We start from the raw sequence: 8,084 nt of genomic DNA on the forward strand, positions 1-8,084 counted from the left end.
GGTGTCGGAGTGCGGGGTGTCAGCCGCATGGATGCGGCTGCCAAGCCTACAGGGACGTACTTGCGGCGTCCCCGCACTCCGACACCGCCCCGCCATCCCACGGAATGCACGCTGTTGCTGTTGCTTCGGCCGTTGCCGTTGCCTCTGCGGGTGCAGAGCGCAGCCCTGCTGAACACCCCTATATGTCGGTAGGAGCGAGCCCGTACTGCTCGGCGAAGCGCTTGCTGAAGCTCGCTGCAGAACGATACCCCGCGCGCGCGGCCACGGTCTTCAGCGGCAGATCGGTGGTGTACAGCAGCTGCATGCCGTGGGCCAGGCGCGCTTCGGTCAACAGCTGGCGCAGGCTGGTGGCTTCAGCCGCCAACCGCCGCCGCAGGGTCGCGCCGCTCAGCGCGAAGTGTGCCTCGACGTCGCGCGACTGCCAGTCGCGTGCCGGTTCGGCGGCGATGCGGTCGCGGATCTGTTCGCCCAGCGTCGGTGCGTGCGGCAGCAGCAGGTTGCCGTGGCCCTGCCGGCACCACGCCAGCACCAGCGTGGCCAGCGCCAGCCGTGCTTCGCTGTAGCGGCCATCCTGCAACGACTGCCGCCAGCTGCGCAGCGCCGTGGCGTGATCGTTCAGCGCCTGCCGTGCCAGCGCCGGTCCGGCTGTCGGCAAGGCTTCGTTCCACAGCGTGCGCGCCGCCGCCAGCACTTCCGTGCACAGCGGCACGATCGCGCTGAGGTAGCGGCCGGTCTGCGGGTCCGGTGTGTTGACCACGTCGATGCGGCAACGCTGGGTGATCAGCAGGATGTCGCCCGGGACGAAGGCCAGCGACTGGTGGGCGGTACGCACTTGCTTGCGGCCTTCCAGCAGGATCGCGAACTGCGGCTGCGGTATCTCCACCGAGCTGGCGCCGTGCTCGCGGCGGGCGGTGATGCAGGCGTAGCCTTCGGCGCGTTGGCAGCCGGCCAGGCTGGCCATCTCCGCCAGCAGGGCGGTGGCGGTGGGGGGCATGCCGGTCATACGACGTGCGCGCCCAGCAGGCGGCCGACCGCCGCTGCAGCCGCCATCGCCAGCGCACCCCAGAACATCACGCGCAGGGCGCCGCGCGTCGGTGATGCGCCACCGGCGCGTGCCGCCATCGCGCCGGTCAGGCACAGGCCGGCCAGCGTGCTGACCGTGGTGGCGGTGGCGACGTTCTGTACTGGTGCCAGCAGTGCGGTCAGCACCGGCAGGGCAGCACCACAGGTGAAGGCACCGGCAGAGGCCAGTGCGGCCTGCAACGGTCGCGCGCGCAGTTCCTCGGTGATGCCCAGTTCGTCGCGCGCATGGGCGCCCAGCGCGTCGTGGGCGGTCAGCTGTTCGGCGACCTGGCGCGCCAGCGCCGGCTCCAGGCCGCGGTGGCGGTAGATCGCGGTCAGCTCGTCCAGTTCGCTGTGCGGGTCTTCGTGCAGCTCGCGCTTTTCCATCGCCAGATCGGCATTCTCGGTATCGGCCTGGGTCTGCACCGACACATACTCGCCGGCGGCCATCGACATCGCACCGGCCACGGTGCCGGCCACGCCGGTGGCCAGGATCGTGCTGGCCGAGGCGCCGCTGGCGGCCACGCCGACCACCAGGCCGGCGACCGAGACGATGCCGTCGTTGGCACCCAGCACGGCGGCACGCAGCCAGCCGACGCGGTCGGCGCGATGCAGTTCAGGATGTCGTGAATGGCGGCTCATGGCCCTGAGTGTACGAGGGTCAAGAGGGCGTCGGTAGGATGCTGAAACCCGTCACCGTCGCATGACGTAACGAGCCGCCACGCTATAGTGCGCCCTTGCGATGCAAGGCTCCCAGCCCCACATCCCCTGCCACCGTCCAGCGAGCCACCCCCTTGTCGAGCCCCAGCCACGTCGCCGATACGCCCATTACCGACCGCGCGCAACTTGTGGCGGAGATCGCCTCCGGCGAGAAGCCCCGTTCGCAGTGGCGCATCGGTACCGAGCACGAGAAGTTCGGGTTCCGCCTGGATGACCTGCGTCCGCCGACCTTCGAGGGCGATCGCGGCATCGAGGCACTGCTCAACGGCCTGGTGCGTTTCGGCTGGACGCCGGTGCAGGAAAACGGCAATACCATCGCCCTGCTGCGTGATGGCGCCTCGGTGACGCTGGAGCCCGCGGGCCAGCTGGAGCTGTCCGGTGCGGCGCTGGAAACCATCCACCAGACCTGCGTGGAAACCGGCACCCACCTCAATGAAGTGGCGCAGGTGGCTGGCGAGCTGCAGCTGGGCTTCCTCGGCATGGGCTTCCAGCCGAAGTGGACGCGCGATGAAATGCCGTGGATGCCCAAGGGCCGCTACAAGATCATGCGTTCGTACATGCCCAAGGTCGGTTCGCTGGGCCTGGACATGATGACCCGCACCTGCACCGTGCAGGTGAACCTGGATTACGCCAGCGAAGCGGACATGGTGAAGAAGTTCCGCGTGTCGTTGGCACTGCAGCCGATCGCCACCGCCCTGTTCGCCGACTCGCCGTTCACCGAGGGCAAGCCGAATGGCTTCCTCAGCTACCGCTCGCATATCTGGACCGACACCGATGCCGACCGTACCGGCATGCTCGACTTCGTGTTCGAGGACGGCTTCGGTTACGAGCGCTACGTCGACTACCTGCTCGACGTGCCGATGTATTTCTCCTACCGCGACGGCATCTACCACGATGCCAGCGGGCAGAGCTTCCGCGATTTCATGCAGGGCAAGCTGCCGGTACTGCCGGGCCAGCTGCCGACGCTGCGCGACTGGTCGGACCACACCACCACCGCGTTCCCGGAAGTACGCCTGAAGAAGTACCTGGAAATGCGCGGTGCCGATGGTGGCCCGTGGAGCCGCCTGTGCGCGCTGCCGGCCTTCTGGGTGGGCCTGCTCTACGACGACGCCGCACTGGATGCGGCGTGGGACCTGGTGCGTGATTTCAGCCTGGTTGAACGCCATGCACTGCGTGATGGGGTGCCCAAGCATGCGATGAACCTGCCGTTCCGCAATGGCACCGTGCGCGATCTGGCGCGCGAAGCGGTGAAGATTTCCGTGGAAGGCCTCAAGCGCCGTGCGGCGCGCAATGCCGATGGCCAGGATGAAAGCAAGTTCCTGGACGTGCTGCAGGAAATCGTCGAGTCCGGCCTGACCCCGGCCGAGCGCAAGCTGGCACTGTTCCATGGCCGCTGGCATGGCGATGTGGATCCGGTGTTCCGCGAGTTCGCTTACTGACGCGGGATGGATGACCGCCGGGCATGGCCCGGCGCTACCGTCAGGAATGAAAAAAACCCCGGCATTGCCGGGGTTTTTCGTTTCCACATCCGCCTTGGATCAGGCGGCGTTGTTCATCGTCGCCATGTCGATCACGAAGCGGTAGCGCACATCGTTCTTCGCCATGCGCTCCCAGGCTTCGTTGACGTTCTTGATGTCGATCATCTCGACGTCGCTGACGATGCCGTGCTCGGCACAGAAGTCCATCATTTCCTGGGTTTCGGCCATGCCGCCGATCGCCGAGCCGGTCAGGTGCTTGCGACCGAAGATCACGCTGCCACCGGTCAGCGGCGGGTCCAGTTCGGTCAACACGCCGACCAGGCACATGGTCGCCTCACGCTTGAGCAGGCCCATGTACGGGTTGGTGTCATGGCCAACCGGGATGGTGTTGAGCAGGAAGTCGAAGCTGCCGGCGTGTGCTTTCATCTGCGCGGCATCGCGCGAGACCAGGACTTCATCGGCGCCCAGGCGCTTGGCGTCGGCACCCTTTTCCGGGGTGGTGGTGATCATCACCACGTGCGCGCCGAGTGCCTTGGCGAACTTCACACCCATGTGGCCGAGGCCACCCAGACCGATCACGCCGACCTTCTGGCCCGGGCCGACCTTCCAGTGGCGCAGCGGTGACCAGGTGGTGATGCCCGCGCACAGCAGCGGCGCGGCGGCCTTCAGGTCCAGCGTTTCGGAAACCTTGACCACGAAGCGCTGCTCGACCACCACGTGGTCGGAATAGCCGCCGTAGGTCGGGGCACCGTCGGCGCGTTCACGGCCGTTGTAGGTCCAGGTGGCACCTTCGGCGCAGTACTGCTCCAGATCGTGTTCGCAGGCATCGCAGTGGCGGCAGGAGTCGACCATGCAGCCGACGCCGGCGTGGTCGCCGACCTTGAAGCGGGTGACCTCGCTGCCGACTTCGGTAACGCGGCCGATGATCTCGTGGCCCGGCACCATCGGGTAGATCGAGCCACCCCAGTCGTCGCGCGCCTGGTGCAGGTCGGAATGGCAGATGCCGCTGTACAGGATCTCGATGCGCACATCGTTCGGGCCGACCGCGCGGCGCTCGAACTCGAAGGGTACCAGCGGGTCGGTATGGGTATGGGCGGCGTAACCACGGGCGAGGGACATGGGGAATCCTTGGCGGGTTTGTCGAAAGGCGTTTTACAATACGCCCCGTACCGCAAGGTAAGAAGCGCATATATCGGCATGATTCATCAAGGCAGACTGCACAATCATGGCCACTGACAACCTGTCCCACCTGGCCGCCTTCGCCGCGGTCGCCCGCCACCGCAGCTTCCGCCGCGCCGGCGCCGAACTGGCCCTGTCGACCTCGGCGGTGAGCTATGCGATCCGCGCGCTGGAGGAACGGCTGGGGGTGGGCCTGTTCCACCGCACCACCCGCAGTGTGGCACTGACCGAGGCCGGACAACGGCTGCTGGAGCGCCTGCAGCCGGCGCTGGGCCAGGTGCACGATGCGCTGGAAGAAATGAACCACTTCCGCGCCGTTCCGGCCGGCCTGCTGCGGATCAATGCGACGCGGGCGGCGGTGGCGACCCAGTTGGGGCCGCGGCTGGCGCGTTTCCTGCACGCGCATCCGGATGTACGGGTGGAGCTGACCGAGAACGATGGTCTGGTCGACATCGTCGCCGAGGGTTACGACGCGGGCGTGCGCCTGCACGAGTTCGTGCCCGAGGACATGGTGGCGGTGCCGATGGGGCCGCCGCTGCGCGGCTTGATCGTGGGTTCGCCCGAGTACCTGCGGCGACGGCCGGCACCGCAGCATCCGCGCGACCTGGCCACGCATGAGTGCGTGCGTTTCCGCTTCGCCAGCGGCCATCTGTACAAGTGGCAGTTCGAGCGCGAGGGCCAGGCCCTGGAGATCGACGTGCCGGGTCGGCTGACGCTGTGCGAGCAAGGAACCGTGGTGGGCGCGGTGCTCGATGGCATCGGCCTGGCCTATGTGCTGGAAGACACCGCGCGCCCGTACCTGGACGATGGCCGACTGGTGGCGGTACTGGAAGACTGGAGCGAACCGTTCGCCGGGTTTGCGTTGTACTACCCGAAGCAGCGGCAGATGCCCGGTGCGCTGCGCGCGTTCGTGGACATGCTGCGCGAGTGAATGGTGGTGGGTCGCATCCACGCATGGCGTGGATCTACTGACCATCGCCGCATGCCCACTTTGACCCCGCCACGCGTGGATGCCGTTGCACAGTAGATCCACGCCATGCGTGGATGCCGTTGCACAGTAGATCCACGCCATGTGTGGATGCCGTTGCACACAGTAGATCCACGCCATGCGTGGATGCCGTTGCACACAGTAGATCCACGCCACGCGTGGATGCCGTTGCACAGTAGATCCACGCCATGCGTGGATGAGGCCGGCACGCGCTATGGTAACCACCCTCATCCAACAAGGACGTCCATGGGCACGCTCGCCGATCTCGAACAGGCCTCCGGCCAAGCCTTTCCGCCGCTGTTCCACCAGCTCGTCGCAGGCAACCACTTCAGCTGGGGCGAACAGGGGCCGCGCTGGTACCGTGAGGTGTTCCCGCAGCTACAGGCACAGCCGCCGGTGCTGCTGTACGCGAACGAGTACGAACCGATCGAGCCCGATGAACTGCGCGCGGCCTGGGAAGACCTGACCGCCGAAGATCACTACAACCCGTTGCGTGAAGACCTGAAGCTGCTGCCGTTCGCACGCACCGGCGCCGGCGACAACTATTGCTTCTGGACCAACGCACCAGGCTTCGCGGAGCCGCCGGTACTGCTGGTCTGGCACGACGATGATCGCGCCGACCTGGTGGCGGCGAACCTCCAGGGTTTCCTGTTCCGCAAGATGGCCGAAGCGGTGGTTGAACTGGATGAAGATGATTCGCTGCTTTCGGAAGGCGATATCGGTGCGAACCTGCAGGCCTGGCTGTCCACTCATCGCGATTGGTTGCGTGGGGATCAGGTGGCTGCGCTGGAAGCGCTGTTCGCGCGCGTGGATGACATTGCCCGCGGTGACATCAGTGAAGAGGACATACAGGCAGTGTTGAAGCCGCTGATCGGCTTTGAGCGGATGGACAGCAGAATGCCGTACGTACGGGATTGAGCTGCGCGGGTGCACGGCATCGATCCGAAGCCACGCATGGCGTGGCTCTACTGCCGGGTCTTTCCTGCAGCGCGATGGATGAGTGCCGACCAACGGTCGGCCTCCACCTTCTGGCAGCAACGCCCTGCCATGCCTGGATGGCACCACGCTACGCAGCCTGCAGCATCGGTTCCATCAACTGCAGGCAGTCACGCAGGTGCGCATCCACCGACGCATCTTCTGCAACCACACCGATGGCGCGTTCGCGCAGGGGTTCGGCCACGGCCATGGACAGCACCAGACGCGCCATCCGTTCTGGATCACCGGCGCGCAGCAGACCACGCTGCTGCTGCCGCGCCAGCCAGTCCGCCAGCAACGCACGTCCGCGGCCGATGCCGTTGTCCAGGTAGGCCCGCAGCAGCGCGTCCTTGCCCGGGAAGTCGGTGGTCAACAGGCGGAACACCCGTACCGCCTGTGCTGACAATGCCTGCGCGCACACCGCCTGCAGGATGTCGTGCAGCAGCGGCAGCACGTCTTCGGCGTGGCGGGCATCACGTTGCAGCTGCGGTGCGAAGCCATCGGTCCACTCGCGCACCGCCAGGCCTACCAGCTCATCACGGTTGCCGGCATGCCGGTACACCGTCTTCTTGGCCACGCCGGCATGCGCAGCGACGGCTTCGATGGTGGTCGCTTCGTAGCCCTGCGCCAGCAGCAGATCCAGCGTCGCCTGCAGCACGGCATGGCGGACGTCGGCCTCTGGCCGTGCTGGACGCCCGCGGCGACGGGGTGGTGCGATCGGATCGGGAGGCGCAGTAGCGGTCATCGCGCACATTCTAGCGCATTTCGATAATTGCGAAACGAAGTGCGTTTCCGTATTGTCCGGGCTTCACCTCCCCAAGGATTCACCATGGACACCGTCGCCAACGCTCACGCCTGGCTGGACCACCACGATCTCCTCGACCCGGCGCCGATGCACCTGGAAACCGGCATCCAGCGTCGCGAAGACGGCACCCTGCTGGTCGCAGTGCGCACCGATCTGCATGGCTGCAAGGGCCGCATGCTGGACTGGTGGTTCACCTTCTTCGAGACCACCCAGCACATCCGCTGGTGGCACCCGCTGGACCATGTCGAGCATCGTGGCTGGGACGCGGCCTGGCAGCGTGGGCGCAGTTACCATGGCGCCAGCATCCATGCGGTGGAATCGCTGGCCGACATTCCGCCGGTGGCGGCACGCCTGAAGTTCCATGATCCGCGCACGCTGCTCACACCTGAGCGTCTGCAGACGGCGCAGGATGCGGGCGATGTCTCGGCGGTGATTGCCGCACGAATCGGCTTTGGTGACCACGTTCGTCTGGACGCGCACGGTGATCCCTGCGACGGCCAGATGCTGCACGTCGCGCGCGATACGCCGTTCGGCTGCGTGCTGCGCAGCCGCTTCGTGCTGGGCCTGGACAGTGAACATCCGCAGCGCGATGCCAGCGATGCGATCGGCCTGGGTCTGCTAAAGCACTGCTATACCGAGTTCAGTTTCCTGTCGCGGCTGCTGCCGTCGCTGTACTACGGCGAGCGCGCCAACGGCGAAGCGGTGCCGCTGCCGTGGTGAGCGGCGCGCCGCTCATTCGACCAGCGCGTCGTAGCCTTCGCCACTGAACTGGATCAGGCAGAAGCCGTGGCCGAAGGGATCGGACAGCACGGCGATGCGGCCCCAGCGACGCTCGCGCACGGACTGCGCGAGCGTCGCCCCGGCCGCAACCACACGC

The 8,084-nt window shown here is 66.7% G+C and carries 9 protein-coding genes; 4 read left to right on the forward strand and 5 right to left on the reverse strand.

The genetic code is table 11. The features are described from left to right. Positions 1-178: 178 nt before the first annotated feature. Positions 179-1,003, reverse strand: a complete 825-nt coding sequence (locus tag ACFX4F_RS20340; RefSeq protein WP_380658149.1) for a helix-turn-helix transcriptional regulator — start codon at positions 1,001-1,003, stop codon at positions 179-181. Then, complete coding sequence (locus ACFX4F_RS20345; RefSeq protein WP_089236851.1) at positions 1,000-1,704, reverse strand: VIT family protein; 705 nt, start codon at positions 1,702-1,704, stop codon at positions 1,000-1,002. The genes ACFX4F_RS20340 and ACFX4F_RS20345 overlap by 4 nt, the downstream gene beginning before the upstream one ends. 152 nt (positions 1,705-1,856) lie before the next feature. Between ACFX4F_RS20345 and ACFX4F_RS20350 the strand changes: the two genes are divergently transcribed. Continuing rightward, positions 1,857-3,221: a glutamate--cysteine ligase gene (locus ACFX4F_RS20350; RefSeq protein ID WP_380658151.1), complete on the forward strand. Its 1,365-nt coding sequence runs from the start codon at positions 1,857-1,859 to the stop codon at positions 3,219-3,221. A 99-nt stretch (positions 3,222-3,320) separates the two neighbouring features. Here ACFX4F_RS20350 and ACFX4F_RS20355 read toward each other — a convergent pair whose 3' ends face one another. Then, positions 3,321-4,379: an NAD(P)-dependent alcohol dehydrogenase gene (locus ACFX4F_RS20355; protein WP_099820958.1), complete on the reverse strand. Its 1,059-nt coding sequence runs from the start codon at positions 4,377-4,379 to the stop codon at positions 3,321-3,323. A 106-nt stretch (positions 4,380-4,485) separates the two neighbouring features. On the opposite strand from ACFX4F_RS20355, the gene ACFX4F_RS20360 reads away from it, so the two are divergent. Together ACFX4F_RS20360 and ACFX4F_RS20365 are read left to right on the forward strand one after the other, a co-directional pair. Further along, positions 4,486-5,370 carry a LysR family transcriptional regulator gene (locus ACFX4F_RS20360; RefSeq protein WP_380658154.1) on the forward strand — a complete coding sequence of 295 codons (885 nt, stop codon included), beginning with the start codon at positions 4,486-4,488 and terminating at the stop codon, positions 5,368-5,370. A 303-nt stretch (positions 5,371-5,673) separates the two neighbouring features. Then, positions 5,674-6,345, forward strand: coding sequence for an SMI1/KNR4 family protein (locus tag ACFX4F_RS20365; RefSeq protein WP_380658156.1), 672 nt, complete (start codon positions 5,674-5,676; stop codon positions 6,343-6,345). Between the two features lie 148 nt (positions 6,346-6,493). Here ACFX4F_RS20365 and ACFX4F_RS20370 read toward each other — a convergent pair whose 3' ends face one another. Further along, complete coding sequence (locus ACFX4F_RS20370; protein ID WP_380658158.1) at positions 6,494-7,156, reverse strand: TetR/AcrR family transcriptional regulator; 663 nt, start codon at positions 7,154-7,156, stop codon at positions 6,494-6,496. Positions 7,157-7,231: 75 nt separating this feature from the next. Here ACFX4F_RS20370 and ACFX4F_RS20375 point away from each other — a divergent pair, with 75 nt between their 5' ends. Further along, on the forward strand, positions 7,232-7,927 hold the full coding sequence (locus tag ACFX4F_RS20375) for a DAPG hydrolase family protein (protein WP_108265920.1): 696 nt from the start codon (positions 7,232-7,234) through the stop codon (positions 7,925-7,927). A gap of 12 nt (positions 7,928-7,939) precedes the next feature. On the opposite strand, the gene ACFX4F_RS20380 is transcribed toward ACFX4F_RS20375, so the two are convergent. Then, positions 7,940-8,084 (reverse strand): VOC family protein (locus ACFX4F_RS20380; RefSeq protein WP_380658160.1); only part of this gene is annotated, 145 nt, incomplete at its 5' end.

The organism is Stenotrophomonas sp. YIM B13575, from assembly GCF_042787595.1.
In the GTDB taxonomy this organism is placed as follows: domain Bacteria; phylum Pseudomonadota; class Gammaproteobacteria; order Xanthomonadales; family Xanthomonadaceae; genus Stenotrophomonas; species Stenotrophomonas lactitubi_B.

Excerpts from the sequence above, each read along its gene's own strand:
- ACFX4F_RS20345 (WP_089236851.1), bottom strand. The coding sequence starts at position 1,704 with ATGAGCCGCCATTCACGACATCCTGAACTGCATCGCGCCGACCGCGTC.
- ACFX4F_RS20370 (WP_380658158.1), bottom strand. The coding sequence starts at position 7,156 with ATGTGCGCGATGACCGCTACTGCGCCTCCCGATCCGATCGCACCACCC.
- ACFX4F_RS20355 (WP_099820958.1), bottom strand. The coding sequence starts at position 4,379 with ATGTCCCTCGCCCGTGGTTACGCCGCCCATACCCATACCGACCCGCTG.
- ACFX4F_RS20375 (WP_108265920.1), top strand. The coding sequence starts at position 7,232 with ATGGACACCGTCGCCAACGCTCACGCCTGGCTGGACCACCACGATCTC.
- ACFX4F_RS20365 (WP_380658156.1), top strand. The coding sequence starts at position 5,674 with ATGGGCACGCTCGCCGATCTCGAACAGGCCTCCGGCCAAGCCTTTCCG.
- ACFX4F_RS20360 (WP_380658154.1), top strand. The coding sequence starts at position 4,486 with ATGGCCACTGACAACCTGTCCCACCTGGCCGCCTTCGCCGCGGTCGCC.
- ACFX4F_RS20340 (WP_380658149.1), bottom strand. The coding sequence starts at position 1,003 with ATGACCGGCATGCCCCCCACCGCCACCGCCCTGCTGGCGGAGATGGCC.